Raw genomic sequence first — 22,756 nt, forward strand, 5'->3', positions numbered from 1 at the left:
TATATTGAAAAAAAATACCCTTGATTCCACCCAAAATGCTGTACCGATTCATTCTCCTTTTGTCCTTTCTGAGTTTAAACGAATGTCTTGGTCAGACTCCAGGATTGCCTTTCTCTAAATACTACTCCAGCAAAGATTACAATGGAGGAACGCAGAATTTTGCCATCACGCAGAGTTCTTCAGGGCTCATTTATGTGGCCAATAATTTTGGACTACTGGAATACGATGGCGCCGGTTGGAGAAGGTATCCTCTGCCCAACAGCACCAAGGTTAGGGATGTGCTCTTGGATGAGCGTGGAATTATATACACCAGTGGACAGGGCGAATTCGGGTATTTTCAGGCAGATCAGACAGGTATTTTACGTTTTCATTCCCTCTTGGATCAGCTTCCGGAAGCCAACCGTAACTTGGAGGAAATCTGGAAAATACAACTCCTGCATGATCGGGTCTATTTTTTCACACTGGAGAATGTATTCGTTTTCTCAAAAGACCATCAACTGCTCAACATCATTTCAGGAAATCCGGCGTTCGAAAGTTTCCATTCTACAAACAATCAGCTCTTTTTGAATCAATTGGACAGCGGATTGCAGCTGATAGAAAAAAACAAATTGGAGCCGTTGGATTTTGGAAAGTCACTGGGAAACAACCTGATCGTGGGAATCATTTCCTTCGCCAGCAACCAGAAACTGTTCTTTACAAGGGATCAGGGAATCTTCAGACTCAATTCGGTGGGAATGCTCCCATGGCAAACCGAACTCAGCAATAAGACAAGGATCAACAAGGCCATTCGGCTGAAAAATGGAAACATTGCCATCGGCACCCAAAGTGATGGGATTTTCATCCTGAATGAAAACGGGGAAATCATCTTGAAGATGAACAACAATCCCGGACTTCAAAACAAGGCCGTACTTTCCCTTTTCGAGGATATTTCCGGTAATCTATGGGTGGGCCACAACAATGGCATTTCTTTGATTGAACTCAGTTTGCCGTTTAGGGAAATCGATCAATATTCGGGGCTTTCCGGAAGTGGATATGATGCTGATTTTTTCGATGGAAAACTCTATTACGGCACCAACAATGGCTTGGCCGTTCAGCAAATGAATGGAAACACCGCTAGCCAAATCCAAAAGATTGAGCATTCCTCAGGCCAGGTATATTCGATTTCCGAAATCCACAACAAGCTTTTTCTAGGCCATAATGATGGCGCCTATGAAATCATCGACGGGCAAGCCAAATCAATTGATGGCGTGACAGGGATCTGGAAATTACAACCTTTGCGGGACCATCACAATATGGTCATAGGAGGAAGCTACAATGGACTGGTACTCTTCGAGTTCAAGGATGACAAACTCAAATTTGTCCGAAAAATAAAGGGCTTCAACGAATCCTCCAGGCTAATTGAGCAGGACAACGATGGCCACATTTGGATGACCCATGGTTATAAAGGCGTCTATAAATTAAAATTAAATGCAACATTGGACGCCGTGGAAGTCTCGTATTACGGGACAGAGGCCGGACTGCCCACCAATTTATTGATAAGCGTTTACAAGATCAACAATAGGTTGATTTTCACCACCGAATATGGAATGTATTCCTTTGATCCTCAAACGGACCGCTTTGAAAAAGACCCTTTTTTCTCACAGTACTTTCCCCAAGACTTTCTGCTCACCAGTATCATCGAAGATCCATTGGGCAATGTTTTTTATATCGGGGAAGGGGAGGTCGGTGTTTTGGAAAAACAAATCAATGGCACATACCTCAAAAAACATCAGATCTTCAATAAAATCATCCCTTTGTTGAATGATGATCTCCAAAACATCTCCCCGATCAAAGCCAATGAAATTCTATTTGCCGCCAAAGAAGGTTTTATCTGGTATCGCCTCGACAACAATAACCAAAACACGCCTACTTTCCCCACCATGATCAGATCGGTCTACCTGACCGGTGCTACAGATTCATTGATTTCCCACGGAAGTTATCCTAAAAAAGGAACGGGATCCTCTGAGGAATTGGAAAAGGAAAACATCTCCATCCCCTATTCGGCTAGAAACATCAGGTTTGAATTCAGCAACCCCATACCCAACAATGAAAACACCACGCAATTTCAATTTTGGTTGGAAGGTTTGGAAAAAGACTTCGGGGAATGGACCACCAAACGGGATAGAGGATATACCAACCTGCGGGAAGGAACGTATACCTTCCATGTCAAAAGCAAAAACATCTATGGTCAGATCGGTGAAGAAGACAGGTATTCTTTCAGCATCCAAGCGCCTTGGTACAGGTCGATTCTTGCTTACTTGACTTATGTTCTTTTGGTAGGAGGACTATTGGTTTTGTTCCAAAAACGAATGGATAAAAAATTCCAGAAAAAAACCGCAAAAATCACCTCAATCCAAAGGGAGGTGATAGAGCAAAAAGAAACTGCGCTCAAAGACTCCCATGAAGAGATTGAAAGACTGAAAAATGAACAGCTGCACGCTGAAATCAAGAGTAAAAACAAAGAACTGGCTTCCGCTACGATGCACCTGATCAACAAGAACGGATTCATCGACCATGTCAAAGACCATGTCGCCACCGTGGTCAAGAAAAGCAAAAACCAGGAGGTGAAAAACGAACTCCAAAAAGTCATCCAAAGCATTGACAAAAATATGGCTGGCGACAACGATTGGGAGCAGTTCGAAATCCATTTTGACCAAGTGCATGGAGATTTCGTCAACAGGTTCAAGAATCAATTCGAAGACCTCAGTCCTCAGGAAATAAAATTGAGTGCCTACCTGAGAATGAACCTTTCTTCCAAGGAAATCGCCCATTTGATGAACATTTCCACGCGAGGCATCGAAATCGCACGCTACCGACTTCGCAAAAAACTCAACCTCAACAGGGCGGAAAACCTACAGGAATTTATCCTGAAATTTTAAACTCCTTGTATGCATTTCCAATCCCATTCCACACTAAAAACGATTCATAATCAGTCGCTTGTCTACAGTTCATGACTCCCCCATTTTGGCTCAATGCCTTATTCCCCAAATGGTTTGATTTTCTAGCGGTTTCAACACCTATTGAGAAACCAATTGGATATTTCGGGTTTAACCCCTGTTGTGTCGGGTTTGAACCCGTTTTATGCATTGTCCATTCAAATGTAGCATGTCCAGAGGACCGAATCCGTGTCATTTTCTCGACAAAGACTGATGACAAAACAATTCCTTTCAGAACGATCCAAGATCATTCCCACCGTCCACAAGGATTCATCCTCCCGTCGGGCCACGATCAGGGAAACTACTTTTGATTTCATAAACAGCTGTTTGAAACAATTCTAAATTCAATTGTCTTAAAAAACACCTAAAACAGCAATCAAAACCATTTCCTGCAGACAATAGCCCACTTTCGCCACAGTAATTGTTCATTGTCCAGAGTATCCTATCTGCATGGTCAGGAACTGACCGGCCATGTCATCATCGATCGCATCAGTTCTCTTCGAGGTCATTGTGATTTTCACCGCCAAGACTGTAATAGTTGTTCTCCTCATCCTCACTGCCGATATCCTCCATATCATCATCCAATTCGGCACCGGGGATATCCAAGTCTCCTCCATATGGTTCGTCTTCAAAATCTTTCTTTTTTCGACGATCCTCAATTTCCAGGGGAACCTTCATTTGGGACGGCCTTTCTGGATCGATGTCCATCTCTTCCTTGTATTGAATATAAATATCCTCCACTGCAGGGTATCTTGGATAGCCGGGAAATTCGGTTTTTTCAACTTCAGTTGAGGGAGTATCTGGGGATTTGCCCATCCCTTTTGTATTTGTGACTTTTCTTTTCTTTTTCATTTGAAAGTATGTTTTGTGGGAAATAAAATCGAATCAACTGAACACCTTAAATGCTAAAAACTTCAGTCTAATTTACGACATATCAAACGTATTTTCTTATGATTTTGATCATCTCTTCCATCAAACCCATAGGATGCAACACGAACTTAATTCAATATTGTAATTAACTAATAATCAATTAAATACTGACTATTTTTGACTTCATCCTTTTGGTACCAGGAATTAGTCTCCCAATAGTCTGATTTTCTTTCGGTTTCAACTCCCATTAGGAAGTCTAAAGCATTATTAGGGTTAAAAAGCGAATCGAACCCTGACAAATTTTCCAGGAAAACCAGAAGAGGTGCAAAAAATCCATCAAGGAAAAAAAGTCGATCAAGGAAGGGGTTTTTCAGCAGCAGAGCCCTTTTTTCTTTTCCAAAACTTCAAAATTTCCACCCAAATGACCGACAGGAAAGCCACCGCCAATGCCATCAGCACCTGCCCCATTGAAATCAATTCAAAGTCGAAGACCTCCCTGACAGGTGGAAAGGTGATGGATAGCGCCAGTACCAAGAGAGACGCCAACAACACAATGGGGATCAATCGATTGGGATAGCGAAGCGTATAAAAAATGGAATAGTAAAAAGACCTGTTGACCAATGTCAAAAACAAATTACTGAAAATCAAGGTCGTATAAATCACGGTACGCACCATGGATTCGCTGTGCCCATGATCCATGAAATAAAAACCAATGCCCAAACATCCCAACGTGATGGCCAAGCCTTGAAAAACACTGAGCGAAAGCTCCTTCCAGGAAAAAAAGGTATCGCTCATTTTTCGGGGGGGCTTTTGCATGGAATTGGCTTCTATCGGTTCGTTTTCGAACACAATGGAGCAGGTCGGCCCCATGATCAACTCCAAAAAAATCACATGGATGGGGGAAAAGATATTCGTGTATTTCCAAAACAAGACCAAGGGAATCGCCACGATCAAGATGATCGGAATGTGGATGGAGATGATGTACTGGATGGCTTTTTTCAGGTTTTCATAAATCCGCCGACCCAATGCCACTGCATCGGTCATGTGCCCAAGATCATCATCCATCAAAATCAATGCTGCTGCTTTTTTCGCCAATTCGCTTCCCCGCATACCCATGGCAACGCCAATATGAGCAGATTTCAGGGCTGGCCCATCATTGACCCCATCGCCAGTCATGGCGACGATTTCTCCATTGGCCTTGAGTGCTTCGATGATTTTAAGCTTGGCCTCGGGAAACATCCTCGAAAAAACATTGATTTCCTTGACTTTTTCTGAAAGCTCCTCGAACTCAATTTTCATGACCTCCTCCCCTGTCATCGCCGCTCCTCCATTTTTCAAGCCAACCTGTTTGGCTATCGCAAGGGCAGTCTGGGCATGGTCTCCGGTGATCATTTTGACTTTGATCCCTGCTTGGTAAAACGACTTAAGCACCTGTCCTATGTTGGGTTTGGGCGGGTCATAAAAAGCCAAAAGCCCCAAAAAAAGAAAATCAAGATCAAACTGACTTTTGGGAAGATGGGCAGGATCATGCTCGGATTTGCCGACGGCAAGTACCCGAAAACCTTTGGTTGCAAAGGCCTCTGCCTTATCTAAAATAAGTTTTTTTTCATCCCCATTCAAACTTGTCTGGTTCAAAACGCCCTCCACGCTTCCCTTGACGGAGAGGATTACTTCTCCAGATTTTTTTCGAAAAACATGGGTCATCACTGGTGGTTTTCCCTCCAAGGGATACTCATGGATCATCACCGAGTCCGGCCTTTCATCCACAGGACATACTTGTCCATAAACTTGATGGAGGGATTTTTCCATCGGGTCAAATGGATTGATCTCCGAGGCCCAGACTCCATATTCCAGCACTTCGCCATAAGAAAAAGGGTTATGGGTAAAATCAATTGTCTTATCCCCTTCCCATTGATAAATGGCGGACAGCTGCATCCTGTTTTCGGTGAGTGTCCCTGTCTTGTCCGCGCATATCACAGTGGCCGCGCCCAAAGTTTCCACGGTATGGGGACTTCTGGTGATGACCTTCTTTTTATACAAGTGATAGGCACCCAATGCCATAAAAGTACTGAAAGCCACTGGGATTTCTTCCGGCAAAATGGACATGGCCAATGTCAGCCCCTGCAACAAACTATCGAAAATACTCTGTGACAAGTAATAGTTGATTCCCCAAACCAAGAGAAAAGCTATCGCTCCAAATCCGACCATGGACCGGACAAAATTCTTGATCTGAATTTGTAAGGGTGTCTTGGTGATTTCTATTTCCTGAAGACTTCTGCCAATTTTGCCCAAAGCGGTTTCCTGACCAATGGCGGTTACCTTGGCGATACAATTCCCCGTCATCACCAAAGTCCCCTGAAAAACCATGTCCTTTCCAGAACTGGCCTCTTTGGTCACGGGCAGGGATTCGCCGGTAAGCATGCTTTCATTGACCGAAAAATCGTGTGGCTCCAAGACCGAAGCATCTACCGGAACCAAATCACCATCCTCGATCAAAATGACGTCATTGACCACCAATTCTTCGGCAGGAAGGCTGCGTAGAATACCGTTTCTGAGCACTTTGGCCTCGGGACTCGACAGTTTTTTGAGCGTCTCGACAGCATTTCGGCTTTTGTTTTCCTGAAACAGAGAGATCCCGGCCACCAAGGTCAAAGCAACCAACATAATAATTCCCTCACTGTATTCCCCCAATAAAAAATAAAGCGTGGCGGCTAGCACCAAAATAATGAATAACGGCTCCGCTATGACTTCCTTTAAAACTTCCAAAAATGGACTCTTTTGCTCTGAAGTTAATTTATTGGTGCCAAATTCATTTCTATTGGTGATTACCTCTTCGTCGGATAAGCCGGTAAAAGAAAAATTTTCCATTTAGGTGGGGACGTCATTTATGACAAGATACCTTTAAAATCATTGATTTGAAATCCAAAACCGGATATTTTTTCAATAACAAATCAAATTCTCACCTGATTTTTATGTAATCAAAATGTGTAATTGTGTAATATATTAAGAATAAACATGAGCAATTTTGTAATGTACTAAAACTAGAAAAAATGGATCCTAAAAAATCAATTACCGTTTTGAACAATCTTATTGAAATCAACAACGACAGAATCGAGGGATACGAAACTGCCGCCAAAGAGACAGAACAGGGGGATTTGAAGGCATTGTTTGCAAAACTTGCCAACACAAGTCACGAATGCAATTCAGAACTGAGGAGGGAAGTCACCAAACTCGGTGGAGAACCTGAAGAAGGCACTAGGGTAACCGGTAAATTTTTTAGGGTCTGGATGGATGTGAAAGCAGCATTGACGGGAAATGACTTAAAAGCAATCCTGAACTCTTGCGAGTTTGGAGAAGATGCTGCAGTGAAAGCTTATAGAGATGCTTTGAAGGATGATGTAGCGCATTTGGACTTGGATCTGGAGTCTCTTGTCAAGAAACAATATTTAAAAATCAAAGCGGATCATGACACCGTAAGGGATCTTAGGGATTCAACTTCCTAAATCCCAATATTTCTTTGAGATGCCAATATAAAAAGTGGAAAAACCTGTGGGCTTTTTCCACTTTTTAATTTCTATTTTTGTGGATTGAATTCAACCAACAATTACCGAATGAAATTAAAAGTCAATAATCTGGGTAAGTTGTTTTTGACAACTTTCAAGGAGTGGAATGAAAAAGATCCCTTCCGCCAAAGTGCAGTCGTTGCCTATTATGCGGTATTCAGCATTCCCGGGTTATTGGTGTTGGTGACCGCCATCACTGGATATTTTTTTGAGAAGGAAACCATAACAAAAAACATCACTGCCCAGATCTCCGGAACGATGGGCGTGGACACAGCCAATCAGATCGGTGAGATGATAGGCAATATTTCCAAGGACAATGCAACCCTGATTGGGTCTATCGTAGGGGTCTTGATTTTGTTTGTAGGGGCCACAGGCGTATTTGTAGAAATGCAAAAGACCTTCAATTTGATATGGAAAGTGGAAGCCGTTCCGCAAAAAGGAATCATCCTTTACCTTAAATCCAGGGTGTTTTCATTCGGTTTGATTTTGGCAATTGCTTTTTTGCTGCTGATATCACTTGTGGTATCGACAGCCCTTGCCTCCATGAGTAATTGGATCCAAATGGATACTTCGGGTTCTCTTTTTGTTATTTTCGGTATCTTTAATTTCCTTTTCTCATTGTTGATCATCTCAACGCTATTCGGCTTGATGTTCAAGATTTTGCCGGACGCAAAGATCAAATGGAAACATGTTTGGCTGGGTTCACTGGTGACAGGCTTGTTGTTTACCGTAGGCAAGACCGCATTGGAATTCTATTTCATTACCGCTTCCCCCGGATCCGTATATGGGGCTGCGGGCACAGTGATCCTGATCCTGCTATGGGTATCCTACTCCGCAATGATTTTATTTTTTGGTGCTGAATTTACAGCCACCTACGCCAAGATGTACTCTGGGAAAGTGGCGCCAACAGAGATCGCTGTGGCCGTGGTGCCGGAAAAAACAATAATGGTCGAGGAAAAATAAAAACCCCAAGTCAGGAGTTGATTTTGTTGCTCAAAACAGAAAATATCCAAAGCCATAAAAAAAACTCCAAAAAACTATTGAAGACGGAACGGATTTTTCGTAGCAAATCCAGTTTTCAATAAAAATCACACACTTTTAAAAAGAAAACCGGATAATTTTTCCTTACTCAGTTTCGATGTTGTTTGATTTGATCCAATGGAATGATTTTTTTCGCTATGAAAGAAAACTTTATTATTTTTAATTTCTTGGTAAAGAATTTGCAATGACTTCGTACATTGGATACCAGACACCACTGTTCAAGTAAACCCTGAAGTAACCAGATGGACTACTGTTTGCGAACGATCACCTGTAATTTTCATTTTAAAAACTCTTTAAATACAAACTTTAACAAAAAGTACCCTTGACTTTAAATCACTTTAAAAAATCATCCGAAATAAGTGGTTCTTGAACGCTTCGATGAAAATCAAATAATTGATCCGATTGAAAATTTCTTCTTATTACAAAGTCTTAACCCAGTCAAAATCTATTGAAAATTTACATTAAATATATGGTCAGTACCCGCTGCAAATTGGCGGTAAAACAAGAATTGAGAAATCTTGGACTTCATTTTATGGTGGTGGAATTGGGCGAAGTCGAAATCATGGAGACGCTCACAAAAGAACAACATGAAAAACTGAAAGTGGGATTACTCCAATCTGGACTTGAATTAATGGATGACAAGCGGGCGGTTCTGATTGAGAGGATCATCAATGAAATCATCAAAACGATTCATCATTCCGAAGAGCCCTTAAAAACGAATTATTCAGATTATCTCAGTGAAAAACTAAAGTACGATTACAACTATCTCTCCAATGTATTCTCTGAGGTAAAGGGGATCACCATTCAGCAGTTTATCATCAGCCATAAAATAGAGCGAATCAAGGAACTGATCATTTACGGGGAATTGAACATGACGGAAATTGCCTATAAAATGAATTACAGCAGTGTTGCCCATTTGTCCAATCAATTTAAGAAAATGACAGGCCTGTCGCCTTCTCATTTTAAGAATTTGAAAAACAAAAATCGCCTCCCGATAGAGGAAATTTAAATCTTTTTTTGTCCAAGACACTCTTTTTAAAACTCTTTATATGGCTAAAGACCCATCTGACCCTTTTGAATCCCACATGAAAGGGGGTGAAATGGGTAAATTGATCCGAAATTTCGATTGGGGAAAAACACTGCTTGGAAACCCTGAAAATTGGCCTGTCAGCTTACAAAACACCCTCAATATCGTACTTACCAACCGCTTCCCAATGGCATTGTGGTGGGGAAAAGAATTGATTCAGTTTTACAATGACGCCTACATTGACATTCTAGGGATCAAACACCCAAAAGCCTTGGGACAAAGCGCGCGAGAATGCTGGAAAGAAGTCTGGGAAGTGGTCAAAAACCATGTAGAAACCCCTTTGAACGGAGGTCCGTCTACTTGGATAGAGGACATGATGTTGGAAATAAACAGGAACAACTTCATGGAAGAAACCCACTTTGCGGTCTCTTACAGCCCCATACCTGACCTTACTGCGCCAAATGGTGTTGGGGGTGTGATCGGTACGGTCCATGAAATCGGATTGCAGGTTATTAGTGAGCGAAGGATGATGTTGCTCAGGGACGTGGCGGCAAACGCCAACAAAGCGCGGCTCGCTGAAGAGGCCTGCGTCATCGCGGCTGCCAATATTGTCAATTTCCCCAAAGACATTCCTTTTGCTTTGATCTATTTGCTCAAGGCAGGAAAATCCGAAGCCAGGCTCGTCGCTACAGCCGGGATTGGAATGGGTGAAGAAATCAGTCCATTTTTGATTGAAATCGGAAGTGCTTCCGATTGTGAAAAGTGGAATTTGGCCACAGTCCTTCAGACCAAAAAACAATATTTAAAGGAAGATTTGCAAGATTGTTTTGAAGATATCCCTCAAGGACCTTGGACAGATGCTCCCAAAAGTGCCGCCATCATTCCTCTGCGCAGCAACAAACCAAATGAATTGACAGGCTTTATTGTTTTGGGGATCAGTTCGCGATTGCGCTTCGATGGAAATTACAAAAGCTTTTTTGACTTGCTTTGCTCCCAAATTTCCTCATCGGTAGCTACTGCTTCCATTATAGAAGATGAGCGCAAACGAGCCGCAACACTTGCCGAAATTGACATCGCAAAGACCGCTTTTTTCAACAACATCAGCCATGAGTTCCGAACGCCATTGACCTTGATCCTGGGCCCTTTGGAAACCATCATCAACAGTTCAAAAAACCAACTCAGCCCAGAACATCTCGAAAGCTTGGAGACCACGCATCGGAATGCGCTTCGCTTATTGAAACTGGTCAACAATCTACTCGACTTTAGCCTCATTCAAAGTGGCCGTCAGAAAGCCAATTTCGAGCAGGTGGACATTGGATTGTTCACCAAAAACCTGGCAAGTACCTTTCGGTCTGTCATCGAAAATGAAGGCCTCCAGTTTATTGTCAATTTAGGCCCCATAGCCGATCCTGTATTTTTGGACAAGGAAATGTGGGAGAAAATTGTATTCAATCTTCTATCCAATGCGCTTAAAAACACCTTAACGGGAACAATTCAAGTGGATGCCTATGTAGAAAGTAGGCAAATAAAAATCAAAGTGAGCGATTCTGGAATCGGTATCCCGAAGCATGAGCTGGAAAACATTTTCGATCGATTCTTTCGGGTTCAAAACAGTTTGGGCAGGAGCCACGAAGGTTCTGGACTTGGCCTTGCCATGATCAAGGAACTTGTGCACATACACGGTGGCACCATTCAGGTAGAAAGCATTTTACACAAAGGAAGCACTTTCACCATTTCCATTCCCACAGGAAAAGAACATTTGCCAGAAGATCAGATCAACGGCGCCCACACGATCAATTTGGAAAAGCCTTCACTTGGTTTTTTTGAGGAGTCCCGCATCCTATTGGAAGAGAAAATGGTGAAAAACACCTCTGCGGTTTACCCGGCGGGGATTTTTGAAGAAGATAGCCTTGAGTCGGTCTTGATTGTGGACGACAATGCAGATATGCTTTCATATCTGGAAAAAATTCTTGAGTCGGAGTTTAGGGTGCACACTGCCGAAAACGGAAAAGTGGCACTCGAAAAAATAGCCCAGAGCCATCCAGACATTATCTTGTCGGACATCATGATGCCGATCAAGGACGGGATTCAACTCCTAAAGGAAATTAAAGAAAATCCAAAAACTGCCCATATTCCGGTCATTCTGCTTTCTGCGCGTGCAGGTGAGGATTCCAAAATCCAAGGCATAGACATCGGAGCGAATGACTTTATCACCAAACCTTTTTCGGCAAAAGAGCTGATCGTGCGGATGAAAGCTCAGCTTAAAATAAAACGTACCCTCCAATTGGCAGATCAGCATTTGAAGAATCTTTTTCAACAAGCTCCAGTGGCTATCTGTATTTTTAGGGGAATAGATTATGTCATTGAATTTGCAAATGAGGCAATGATCGAATTTTTGGGGAAAAAGGTTGAACAGGTGCTCAACAAACCAGTTTTTGAGTCGATGCCTGTTTTTAAAGATCAGGGATTTGAAGAACGACTAAAAAACGTCTTGGAAACCGGAAAACCCTTCATTGCCTCAGAATTGCCAATTACTCACATGAGGGGAGGTAAAATTGAAAACATTTACATCAAGCTGATCTATGAAGCCATGCGCGATGGGGAAGGGAAGATCACAGGTGTGATGGCTTTGGTAGATGACATTACAGATCAGGTCTTGATGCGGAAAAAAGTAGAAGAGAGTGAAAACCGATACCGTGAATTGATCCATTCCTCCCCTTTTATGATCGCCAGTTTTAAAGGCGAAGAAATGATCATCGAAATCGCCAACAATGCCATCTTGGAACAGTGGGGCCAGGACCGCAGTGTAATCGGGAAATCATTGTTTTCAGTTTTACCGGATTTGGCAAAGCAAGGATTTGATGAGATTCTGGCAAATGTGTACCGTACAGGAGAGGTCTTTACAGCCTATGAAATGCCCGTTACATTGGTAAGAAATGGGATTCCCGAGTTGTTTTATTTCAATTTTATTTATTATGCCCAACGGGATCTGGAGGGAAACATCGTAGGCATCATTGATATCGCCAATGAAGTCACGCCCAAAGCCGAATTAAACAAGTCAATTAGGGCTAGCGAAGAGAAGTTTCGAAAGATCATCAACCTCATGCCAGAGAAGGTTTCCAACGCCAACCAAAATGGAGAAGTCATTTATTATAATCAAAGTTGGGCAGATTATACCGGGACAAGTATTGAAGAATTGGTCACAAACGGCTGGGAACAATGGATCCATCCAGAGGATTTGCCTCTCACTATCGAAAATTGGAATGTCGCTGTGACCACAGGCAAGCCCTTCGAGGTAGAAGCGCGCATGTTGGACAAGAATGGCCATTACAAATGGCACATGAGTCGGGCAAGGCCTATAAAAGATGAAAACGGAGCAATCAGCATGTGGATCGGGGTGAATTCTGAAATCCAGCTTCAAAAGGACCAAAACCGGCTCCTGGAAAAAACAGTGAAAATCAGAACCAAAAAATTAAAAAGGACCAATAAAGAACTGAAATCAAAAAATCAGGAACTGATTATTGCCAAAGAAAAATTAATGTCCGAATATTCTCGAAGTCTGATCGAGGCAAGTCTTGACCCCTTGATCACCCTAAGTCTAGATGGACAAATCACGGACGTGAACGAGGCAATGGCCAAGATCACAGGAAAGACCAGGCTACAACTCATCGATTCAAACTTTGCGGATTATTTCACAGAACCCCAAAAGGCCAAGGAAATTTACCTGGAAGTTTTTGACAAAGGATTTGTGAAGAATTATCCACTAATTTTGATTGATGGAGAATTGATAGATGTCCTTTTCAACGGCTCCACTTACAAGGATCAATCGGGAAGTGTCCTTGGGGCAGTCGTCATTGCCCGAGTGATTACCGAACAAAAAAGAATCCAGAGAGAACTGATGAAAGCAAAGGATTCTGCGGAGTCTGCAAGAACCATCGCCGAAACAGCACAAGCAAAAGCAGAGGTTGCCGTCATTGCCAAACAACAATTCCTTTCCAACATGAGCCACGAAATAAGGACTCCCATGAATGCAATCATCGGATTCACCAATCTGGTCATGAAAACGGATTTGTCTGGAAAACAAAAAGAGTATATGGATGCCATCCAAACAAGTGGGGACACTTTACTCCAGCTAATCAATGACATCCTCGATTTGGCAAAAGTAAATAGTGGCCAAATGACGTTTGTCAATGAAGCCTTTAATCTTCGCGACTCCCTGACCAGTATGCTCAAATTATTCGAGCCAAAAGCAGCTGAAAAGGGTTTGGTTCTGAAAAAAATACTGGATAAAAACATCCCGGAAATATTGCTGGGTGACCCACTCAGGTTGCATCAAATTCTTTTGAATCTCTTGAGCAATGCGATCAAGTTCACCTCCAAAGGTGAGATTTCGATTGGCGTGCGTTTGTTGGATGAAAACGATCAAGATGCAACACTGGAATTTGATGTCCATGATACAGGAATCGGAATCCCCGAAAATAAATTGAAATCCATTTTCGGAAACTTCCAACAAGCAGCCGACGACACCTCAAAACTCTATGGAGGTACGGGATTGGGCTTGGCAATCGCAAAACAACTTGTGGAATCCCAAGGAGGAAGCATCCAAGTAAGGAGTCATATAGGACAAGGATCAAGTTTCTCCTTTATTTTGAAATTAAAGAAAACCAAAGACGAGATTATCGTGAATGAAGAGATAAAAATGACAGTTGATGTAACCAAAAACATCAAGGTTTTGGTAGCTGAGGATGTCGCATTGAATCAATTGCTTATCAAAACAATTTTACATGGATTCGGTTTTGAATTTGAAGTGGTGGATAACGGTGAAATCGCCTTGCAAAAACTGCAAACCAAGTCCTATGACATCATTCTGATGGACTTGCAAATGCCCGTCATGAATGGTTTCGAGGCCACAAAACATATCCGGGAGATCCTCAAATCGAATATCCCGATCATCGCCTTGACGGCCGATGTGACCACGATGGACAAAGGAAAGTGTTTGGAATATGGCATGACGGATTACTTAGCAAAACCAATACATGAAAAGATTCTTTACAACAAGATCGTGGAGCTGGTAGGCGCTCATTTTCAACCGAATACAGACCCCATCCAAACTGATATCCAAAATGGGGCTCAAGACAAAACAACAAAGAAGCTTATCAAACTTGAATATTTGAAAAGTATCACATCCTCAGACAAGGTCTTGATAAAAGAAATAATCTCCGTTTATCTTACTCAAACACCCCAATACCTCGAAGGAATAAAGCTGAGCCTGGAAAATGAAGACTGGAAAGGAATTTATCAGTTTGCACATAAAATGATTCCTTCCTTCTTCATCATCGGATTGGATAAAGAATTCAGCGATATTGCCACAGATATCCAAGATTATTCAGCCGATGTCTCCAATAGAAACAAAATACAGGAACGAGTGGATTCCCTTCAAGCGATCATGGAACAAGTTTATATAGAATTAGAAGCAATTATGTCACTCAATAACAATTCACAAGATGGAGTCTGGAAAAACAATTAAGGTATTCTTGGTGGATGATGACACTTTGTTTTTGAAGTCATTGGAAATCCAATTCAAGAAGTTGGGTGGATTTGAAGTATCAACCTTTGAAAGCGGATCACTCTGCATCGCCAATTTAAATCAAAATCCAGATGTCATAATTTTGGATTATCATTTGGACAGCATTGACAAAGAAGCGATGAACGGAATAGAAACCTTGGACAAAATCAAAGAAATCCAACCCAAGCTACCCGTGGTCATGCTTTCTTCACAGGATAAAATCGAAGTAGCGATAAACTGCATGCACCATCATGCCCACGACTATATCACAAAGAGTGAGACCTCCTTTATCCGGATCCAAAAAAATATAGATCGAATTTTCAGTTATCAGAAAATTGAAAAGCAATTGAATTGGTACATGGACAGGATGTAAAAACAGGCACAGAAAATTTTCTGTGCCTGTTTTTATTGAAAAATCATCTTTATTTTCTAGTGAAAAATTCTTTTTGGCTTCTCACCAATCGTCCAACCCCCCTTTTGTCAGGCCCTTAACACAGTTTGTTTTCTGGTATCAATTCAAAATTAGATTGAAAGCACCTTTGGAGAGGAATTGTGAATTTGCATCGAAATCGGATGTATTCAAGATCTCCACTCTCCCACCACTTTTTTGCCCAATCAAAACTTCTCTTTTTTCAAGATAAATCAAGTCATTTTCCATTCCTTTTTTAATCAACACGAAGTTCTTTGTTTCTACATTCACCACACTTTCTTCCGGCAATGAAAGTGCCTGATGACTAGCGATGATGATTTTGGATTCCACGAACATTCCCGGAACGAGTTTTTCTCCCTCTTTTTCATTTTTAAGGTGAACGTGGAGGTTGACCATTCTTTTTTCGTTGACGGATTGGCCCACCAAGAACACCTCTCCCTCGATGGACTCGGTTTCCCCTCCTTGAAGAGAGAAAAATACGGGCTGACCTTGTTTGATGATCACCGCATCCTTTTCGAAAACATTCAATTCTACATGCAAATGCTCCTTATTGATCAGTTTGACAGCAATGTCTGAGGGATTAAGATAAGTCCCTTGATTTACCAGTACTGTCTCCACATATCCGAAAGTGGGTGAAAGCACCGAAACCCTTGACGTGATGTTTTCGGGAGTAATTTGGGCAGGGTTCAGGTTGATCAAGAGAAGTTTCTTTTTAAGACTCTCTGATTTGGCCAAGGTGCTTTGATAATCCGCCTCTGCTTTGAGATAATTCTTCATTGAGGAAATATTTTCGTCGATGAGCACTTTTTGCCTGTCAAAATCATTCTTTAAATAGGCCAATTGACTCTTTGCATCCAAATAGTCCTGCTGCATTTGTATAAACTCAGGGTTTTCAATGGTAAAAAGAAGCTGTCCTTTGGACACTTTTTGGCCCACAAGAAGCTCCATTTTTTTGATGTAACCCCCAAAATAAGTACTGATATCGAACCTACCTTCTGCCGGTACATTGACCATCCCAGTTGCGGTAATGTGTTCTGTAAATGCCGATGAAGAAATACTGTCCCAAATCATCCCCGAGCCTTCAAACTGGGCTTGGGTGAGTGTCACTTCATTTTGGTTTTGGTTGGTCTTGATTTCAAGTGAAGTCTCCCCTGTATTCTGTCCAGTACATTGTAAAAAAGCCAATGCCAAAGCAAAAAGCCAAATCGATTTGAAGTTTGATTTTCTATCGTTTTTCATGATTAGGGATTCATTAGATAATTAATTTCCAAAACTGTCATATTGTAGAGATTGAGATTTTGAAGGTAGCTGACTTGGATATTCCGAGAATTTTCAATCAACAAGACATACTGAAGAAAGTCTATTTCGCCATTTTTAAAGGCTTCACTGGCTTGCTTGATCAATTGATCACTCAATTCTTTTCCCTCTTGTTCATAAAAATCAATGGCCTCCATGTATTTTTTCAACTCGATGGTGAGTTGTTCGGTGCGATTCTCTAATTGGAACACAAAGTTTTTATTGTCCAGCTGAGACTGCTCTCTGTCAGTCCTCGCAGATCCGATTTTGGCTTTTTGTGCACCAAACCAAAGTGGCAAAGAAACCCCAACCTGAAATCCTGGATACACTTTGGAATTTGCACCCGAATTGGTTCCCCTGAAAACTTCTGCGAAGAGATCCGGAAGCAGTTTGTGTTGTTCTAGACCAATGGCGTGTTCACTCATTTTTACGGCATTTTCATAGAAAACCACTCCCGGATGGGCATCAACATCGATGATTTCCACATTCAATTTCCGGAGTTGAATATCCCCAACCTGAACAAGACCATCCATTTGAATCCATTGTTCGAGGACCATATAGGCGTTTTTTTCGCTTTCAATTGCTTGGGCGAGCTGCACCCCAATCTCTCTTTGCTTGCTTTGTGCAGTGATTTTTTCCAAGTAATTGGTTTCACCAAGTTCAAAGCGTCTACTGGAAGCGATCGAAAACTGCCTGTACAAACTGTCCAAATATTGGTAATTGGCCTGAAGATTTTTCCAATAAACGATGGAGTAATATGCTTTGGAAACCTCCTTGACCACCTGGATTTTTGATATCTCATATTTTTGCTGCTGCATCCTAAATCGGTCTTGGTTTATTTTTTTCTGAAAACCATATACCGTTGGAAATTGAAGATTTTGACTGATGCCGAGGACGCTGTTGGAGAATCCGTTTTCGGCAATGTCGTTTTGGTCATGCCGGTAAAAAGCCTGTGTTTTTTCGATGTTAAAACCCGTTGGAATAAGTGCTCGGGAACTTTGGACCATTTTCTCTTGTGCCTTGAGCCCAATATTATTGGCTAGGGCAGCATCAATTGCTTGTTGGAGATCTATGGTCACACTTTGTCCAAAGGCATTCAATGAAAGGCCAACACTTATGACCAATACTCCTATTGTTAATTTATAGGTCTTCATTTTTTTCTTTTGTTTTAAAGAACATTGCATATAGAACCGGGAGGACAATAAGTGTAAGAAACGTAGCGGAAATCAATCCTCCCACTACCACTGTGGCCAAAGGACGCTGTACCTCCGCACCTGCAGAAGTTGAGATTGCCATAGGTAAAAACCCCATCGCAGCAGCAGAAGCTGTCAAAAGCACAGGCCTAAGTCGTTCTTTGGTGCCTTTGATAATCATCTTGAATAGATCGTGGTGGCCCTCACTGTAGAGTGTTTTGAAGTGCTCTATCAAAACAATCCCATTCAACACTGCAATCCCAAAAAGGGCAATGAAACCAACACCTGCCGAAATACTGAAGGGCATTCCCCTTATAGACAACAAAAGGATGCCTCCCACGGCAGAGAATGGAATCGCGGTATAGATGATCAATGCATCACGTAAAGATGAAAAAGCAAAGTACAGGAGCGTAAAAATCAAGACCAGTGCAACTGGGACGGCCACCATCAGCCGGGCTTTTGCCAAATTCAAGTTTTCAAACTGACCCCCATAGTCAATGGTATACCCCTCTGGAAGAATGATGTTTGATTGAATGATTTGCTGGATATCGTTGACTACGGATTGCAAATCCCTATTCCTTACATTGACACCAATCACGATTCTTCTTCTGGTGTTGTCCCGGGAAATTTTGGCCGGACCTTTATCCAGGTAGATTTCCGCGAATTCGCTTAGTGGCAAAAAAGTCCCGTCTGGTAAATTAACCGATGCTTGTTGGATATTTTCGATTTCCTTTCTGAAACCTTCTTCAAACCTAACCACAAGGTCAAACTGCTTTTCACCTTCGAAAACCATTCCTGCTGATTTCCCGGAAAAGCCCATCGTGACCAAGTCATTGAGCTGACTGATATTGACCCCATATTTTGCGATTTTATTTCTGTCATACTTAATTTTCATCTGGGGAAGTCCGGCGACTTTTTCCACGATCACATCTGCAGCCCCCTCCAATCCCTTGATTGCAGCTTCGATTTCCTTGGCTTTTAGGTTCAAAACTTCCAGATCCTCCCCAAAAACCTTGATGGCCAAATCGGCCCTGACACCTGTGATCAGCTCATTGAACCGCATCTCAATGGGTTGGGTAAATTCAAAATCCAGACCTGGAATGATCGAAAGTGCCTCTTTAAATGCATCCGCCAATTCGTCTTTTGAGGAAACGGTGACCCATTCAGAAGGTGGCTTCAAGGTGACGATGACATCACTTTCTTCCATGGACATGGGGTCTGTTGGGATTTCAGCAGCACCAATTCTGCTGACCACCTGGTCCACCTCCGGAAATTTTTTCAGGATTTGTTCTATCCTGGTGGTGGTGGAAATCGTTTGGCTTAAAGTCGTTCCAGTTTTCAACACCGGCTGGATTACAAAATCCCCTTCATCTAAAGTCGGAATAAATTCACCTCCCATTCTGGAAAAAACCCATCCGGAAATCACTAAAACACCAATGGCTGCACCCAAAACGATTTTTGTGTGCAGCAATGCCCATTTGATGGATGGCTCATAGAACCAGTTAATCCTGGCGATCAATCGGTTGGAAATATTTTTTTTGTTTGGATCAACGGGTTTGACAAACAGGGAGGAGATGACCGGTACATACGTCAATCCCAAAATCATGGTCCCCAAAAGCGCAAAACTAAAGACCTGTGCCATAGGCCTGAACATTTTGCCTTCCACACCAGAAAGCGTAAGGATGGGAATAAAAACGATGATGATAATGATCTGGCCAAAAATGGCTGAATGCATCATTTTCGAAGATCCCTCTACCGTCAATGCGTCGATGCGGTCTTTTCTTTGGCCCAACGGAAGCGCATTGATCTCCCTATGGTTCAAAGAAAGTTTGTAGCTGATAAACTCCACAATAATGACTGCCCCATCTATAATAATCCCAAAATCAATCGCACCTAAACTCATCAGATTGGCATCCACTTTGAAAATGTACATCATGCCCAACGCAAAAAGCAGACTCAATGGAATCACCGAGGCAACCACCAAGCCGGAACGAAGATTCCCTAGCAACAAGACCACAACAAAAACAACAATCAAACAGCCAAAGATGAGATTTTCGGCAATGGTAAAAGTTGTTTTCCCAATCAGCTCACTCCTGTCCAAAAATCCATTGATGATGATTCCCTCCGGAAGGGATTCCCGGATGCTTTCCAGCCTGGCTTTGACCAAGTCAATGGTGGCATTCGAATCGGCCCCTTTGAGCATCATGATTTGCCCAAGGACTTTTTCACCTTCGCCATTGGCTGTGATGGCGCCAAATCTGTTGGCATGCCCAAAACCCACCTTGGCAATATCTCCTACATAGATGGGCGATCCATCTCGATTGTCAACGACGATCTTTGAAATATCCTCCAGACTTTGGATCATGCCTTCGCCTCTGATGAAATAGGTTTCATTGGTTTTCTCTATATATCCCCCACCTGCAATGGAATTGTTTCTTTCAAGTGCGGAAAATACGGTGCTCAAGTCCAGATTGAGTGCCCGTAACCGTTCGGGATTGATAGCAACCTCGTATTGTTTCAAAAATCCACCCCATGTATTGACCTCCACCACGCCAGGAATACCCGAAAGCTGCCTTTTAACTGTCCAATCCTGAATAGTCCTTAATTCAGTGAGCGTGTATTGATCTTTGAATTCCGGTTCAACATCAATGATATATTGATAGATTTCGCCCAATCCCGTGGATATAGGTCCCATAAAAGGTTTTCCAAAACCTGCCGGAATCTTTTCCTCTGCGCTTTTGATTTTTTCGGCAATCAATTGTCTGGGAAGGTAGGTCCCGAGATTGTCGTCAAATACGATCGTGACCACAGACAAGCCAAACTTGGAAATGGATCTGATTTCCTTGACTCCCGGTAGGTTGGACATTTCAAGTTCTACCGGATAGGTAATGTACTTCTCCACATCCTCGGTGGCCAGGTTTCTGGAGGTCGTGATGATCTGGACCTGATTGTTGGTTATATCAGGAACAGCGCCTATTGGAATATGGCTCAGCGCGAAAAACCCAAAGAAAACCAAACCCGCTGTTAACAACAGGACAATAAGTTTGTTTTCCACACTCCATTGAATGATCTTGTTTAGCATTGAAAAATGATTTTACCTGATTATATTGGTTTTTTACTTTAAATCGAAAGACAAATGAAATTTCATTTTTAACTGATCATCTGTTTTGATCATCATAAAACTTGGACGTTCGACCATAAATTCCTCGAGTGATACTGGAAATTCACCATCAACGCTTAGCTTTTTATTTTTTATTGTTTTGCTCGCCTCAAATGTCACAGGCTTTGCGATTCCATGGAAGATTAGATTACCATGAACAATCAATTCACCTTGGTGATCTGTGATTTCGGTACTGACGAACTGGACCTTAGGATATTTGATGGCTTCCAAAACTTCCAAGGCATGGGCATCACGGCTGGAATTTTGGCTGTCGAAATCTGCCACCCTTGCACTCACGGCGACTTTTTGAATCTTTCCTGTTGATTCATCATAAACGATAATACAATCCGGGACTGAATTGACCCCTGTCCAATCATGTAGAGAATGGTTAGCTGTGTAAGAAAGTGTGGATTCCTCTTTATTGGATTTCAGGTTAATATGGTCCTGCAAGGATAAAATCGCAGCAAATAAATAAGCAATCAGGAAGGCTGTTTTCATGGTTTTCTAATAAGAGAGTTTTTGAGAAATAATCAGTCGCTAGTTTTACCTGTCTTTATTTGAATTTGGAAACTCAAAAGGTCATGACAAACATGGCACCTGCAAAGGCTCCAAAGGCAGTAAATGCAGCTGCTCGGTGAACTGGAGCCCACTTGGGATCTTCTGCTTTTCCTGCCAAGACATTGGTAGCGATCATGGCCGTCAGGTGAACAGAGGCTAATATTTTATGTGCCTTGATGGAATTGAGCCCTTTGAATTGCTTATGGATCAAGGGAGGTGGAGAAAAAAGAGACAATCCCGCATCGGTAAAGTATCCGATGTTGACGGCTCCCGCCAAACCTTCATGAAGGCCTTTCATGTTTTCATGACCAGTATAGAGGCGCTGGCCCACAAAGCCTTGCGCGATCATCCCCACAAATGTGGCATAACCCAATACTTGATGGGAAATCAACATTGTTCTTCTGATCTTCAACTCTTTCACACGGTTGGCCTCTGTCAAAGGCATTATGCCTGTAACACGCAAAAGCCCTTTTTCACCCCAAAAAACCCGTTGGGTAAACATCATTTTATCGGGCAACAATGGCATTTCAACATTTTCCGATGTCGCTTCGAGTGACATCAACAGGCTGTCCATGTCTTGCGCATTGGCTTTTGAAACCAATCCAAAAATCACCACCCATAGAACTATAACCCTTTTCATAGAGAGGTAGAGAAAACCCTTAGGGTAGATCCCGAAAGTGCGGTATGGTAAACAGTCAGGTTTTTGCTCCCTTTGGCGTTTAAACCTCCTCCATTTACATCAAATCTAGCGTCGTGTGCAGTACAGTGGAAATTATTCCCTGCCTTATCATACACCACTTTCTTTTGCTGTTCATGGCTGCAAATCACAGTGGCTGCCACATATTCTCCTTGCACTGTCCTTGCCACAAGCACGTTACTGATAACCATAAAGCCACCTTTGCTCTGTAGGTTTGGTGATTGGTTGAGGTCCAGAGTAAAATCCACTGGGACTCCCGAAGGATCTGGTTCGGCTCCGCCCATACAGCTGCCCAAACATGTGACGGCCAAAGCAACTCCTGCCCCAGCGCCTAATCTTGAAAGGAATAATCTTCTGTCCATAACCTAGATTCATTTGTT

General features: G+C 42.3%; 15 protein-coding genes. 6 read left to right on the forward strand and 9 right to left on the reverse strand.

Annotated features, from left to right (window positions below):
• The first annotated feature begins 20 nt into the window (after positions 1 to 20).
• A complete protein-coding gene (locus F824_RS0116280; protein ID WP_236613225.1) occupies positions 21 to 2,918 on the forward strand; it encodes a triple tyrosine motif-containing protein in 2,898 nt (965 codons plus the stop codon).
• Positions 2,919 to 3,133: 215 nt separating this feature from the next.
• Here the strand turns inward: F824_RS0116280 and F824_RS27545 are convergent, their stop codons facing one another.
• The 3 genes from F824_RS27545 to F824_RS0116305 form a co-directional block, all read right to left on the reverse strand.
• Positions 3,134 to 3,292, reverse strand: coding sequence for a hypothetical protein (locus F824_RS27545; RefSeq protein WP_019598992.1), 159 nt, complete (start codon positions 3,290 to 3,292; stop codon positions 3,134 to 3,136).
• A gap of 172 nt (positions 3,293 to 3,464) precedes the next feature.
• Positions 3,465 to 3,827 carry a hypothetical protein gene (locus F824_RS0116295; protein ID WP_019598993.1) on the reverse strand — a complete coding sequence of 121 codons (363 nt, stop codon included), beginning with the start codon at positions 3,825 to 3,827 and terminating at the stop codon, positions 3,465 to 3,467.
• 372 nt (positions 3,828 to 4,199) lie between these two features.
• Entirely contained in the window at positions 4,200 to 6,713 is a 2,514-nt protein-coding gene (locus tag F824_RS0116305; RefSeq protein WP_019598995.1) for a cation-translocating P-type ATPase, read from the reverse strand.
• Between the two features lie 182 nt (positions 6,714 to 6,895).
• On the opposite strand from F824_RS0116305, the gene F824_RS0116310 reads away from it, so the two are divergent.
• The 5 genes from F824_RS0116310 to F824_RS0116335 all read left to right on the forward strand — a co-directional run bounded on the left by F824_RS0116310 (position 6,896) and on the right by F824_RS0116335 (position 15,415).
• Positions 6,896 to 7,348 (forward strand): ferritin-like domain-containing protein, encoded by a 453-nt coding sequence (locus tag F824_RS0116310; protein ID WP_019598996.1) that lies wholly within the window; start codon positions 6,896 to 6,898, stop codon positions 7,346 to 7,348.
• 108 nt (positions 7,349 to 7,456) lie between these two features.
• A complete protein-coding gene (locus tag F824_RS26060; protein ID WP_019598997.1) occupies positions 7,457 to 8,371 on the forward strand; it encodes a YihY/virulence factor BrkB family protein in 915 nt (304 codons plus the stop codon).
• A 526-nt stretch (positions 8,372 to 8,897) separates the two neighbouring features.
• Complete coding sequence (locus tag F824_RS0116320) at positions 8,898 to 9,458, forward strand: helix-turn-helix domain-containing protein (protein ID WP_026333761.1); 561 nt, start codon at positions 8,898 to 8,900, stop codon at positions 9,456 to 9,458.
• 40 nt (positions 9,459 to 9,498) lie between these two features.
• Positions 9,499 to 15,003 carry an ATP-binding protein gene (locus F824_RS26910; protein ID WP_019598999.1) on the forward strand — a complete coding sequence of 1,835 codons (5,505 nt, stop codon included), beginning with the start codon at positions 9,499 to 9,501 and terminating at the stop codon, positions 15,001 to 15,003.
• Positions 14,981 to 15,415 carry a response regulator gene (locus F824_RS0116335; RefSeq protein ID WP_019599000.1) on the forward strand — a complete coding sequence of 145 codons (435 nt, stop codon included), beginning with the start codon at positions 14,981 to 14,983 and terminating at the stop codon, positions 15,413 to 15,415. The genes F824_RS26910 and F824_RS0116335 overlap by 23 nt, the downstream gene beginning before the upstream one ends.
• A 138-nt stretch (positions 15,416 to 15,553) precedes the next feature.
• Here F824_RS0116335 and F824_RS0116340 read toward each other — a convergent pair whose 3' ends face one another.
• From F824_RS0116340 to F824_RS0116360, 6 genes are all read right to left on the reverse strand, one after another.
• A complete protein-coding gene (locus F824_RS0116340; protein WP_019599001.1) occupies positions 15,554 to 16,711 on the reverse strand; it encodes an efflux RND transporter periplasmic adaptor subunit in 1,158 nt (385 codons plus the stop codon).
• 2 nt (positions 16,712 to 16,713) lie between these two features.
• Positions 16,714 to 17,922: a TolC family protein gene (locus F824_RS27980; protein WP_161629747.1), complete on the reverse strand. Its 1,209-nt coding sequence runs from the start codon at positions 17,920 to 17,922 to the stop codon at positions 16,714 to 16,716.
• Positions 17,909 to 21,043 (reverse strand): efflux RND transporter permease subunit, encoded by a 3,135-nt coding sequence (locus F824_RS26670; RefSeq protein ID WP_022582293.1) that lies wholly within the window; start codon positions 21,041 to 21,043, stop codon positions 17,909 to 17,911. The genes F824_RS27980 and F824_RS26670 overlap by 14 nt, the downstream gene beginning before the upstream one ends.
• 33 nt (positions 21,044 to 21,076) lie before the next feature.
• Positions 21,077 to 21,619 (reverse strand): YceI family protein, encoded by a 543-nt coding sequence (locus tag F824_RS0116350; protein ID WP_019599002.1) that lies wholly within the window; start codon positions 21,617 to 21,619, stop codon positions 21,077 to 21,079.
• Positions 21,620 to 21,692: 73 nt separating this feature from the next.
• Positions 21,693 to 22,319 (reverse strand): hypothetical protein, encoded by a 627-nt coding sequence (locus F824_RS0116355; protein WP_019599003.1) that lies wholly within the window; start codon positions 22,317 to 22,319, stop codon positions 21,693 to 21,695.
• A complete protein-coding gene (locus F824_RS0116360) occupies positions 22,316 to 22,738 on the reverse strand; it encodes a Rieske 2Fe-2S domain-containing protein (protein WP_019599004.1) in 423 nt (140 codons plus the stop codon). The genes F824_RS0116355 and F824_RS0116360 overlap by 4 nt, the downstream gene beginning before the upstream one ends.
• Positions 22,739 to 22,756 lie beyond the last annotated feature (18 nt).

This window comes from Rhodonellum psychrophilum GCM71 = DSM 17998, from assembly GCF_000381545.1.
Taxonomy (GTDB): domain Bacteria; phylum Bacteroidota; class Bacteroidia; order Cytophagales; family Cyclobacteriaceae; genus Rhodonellum; species Rhodonellum psychrophilum.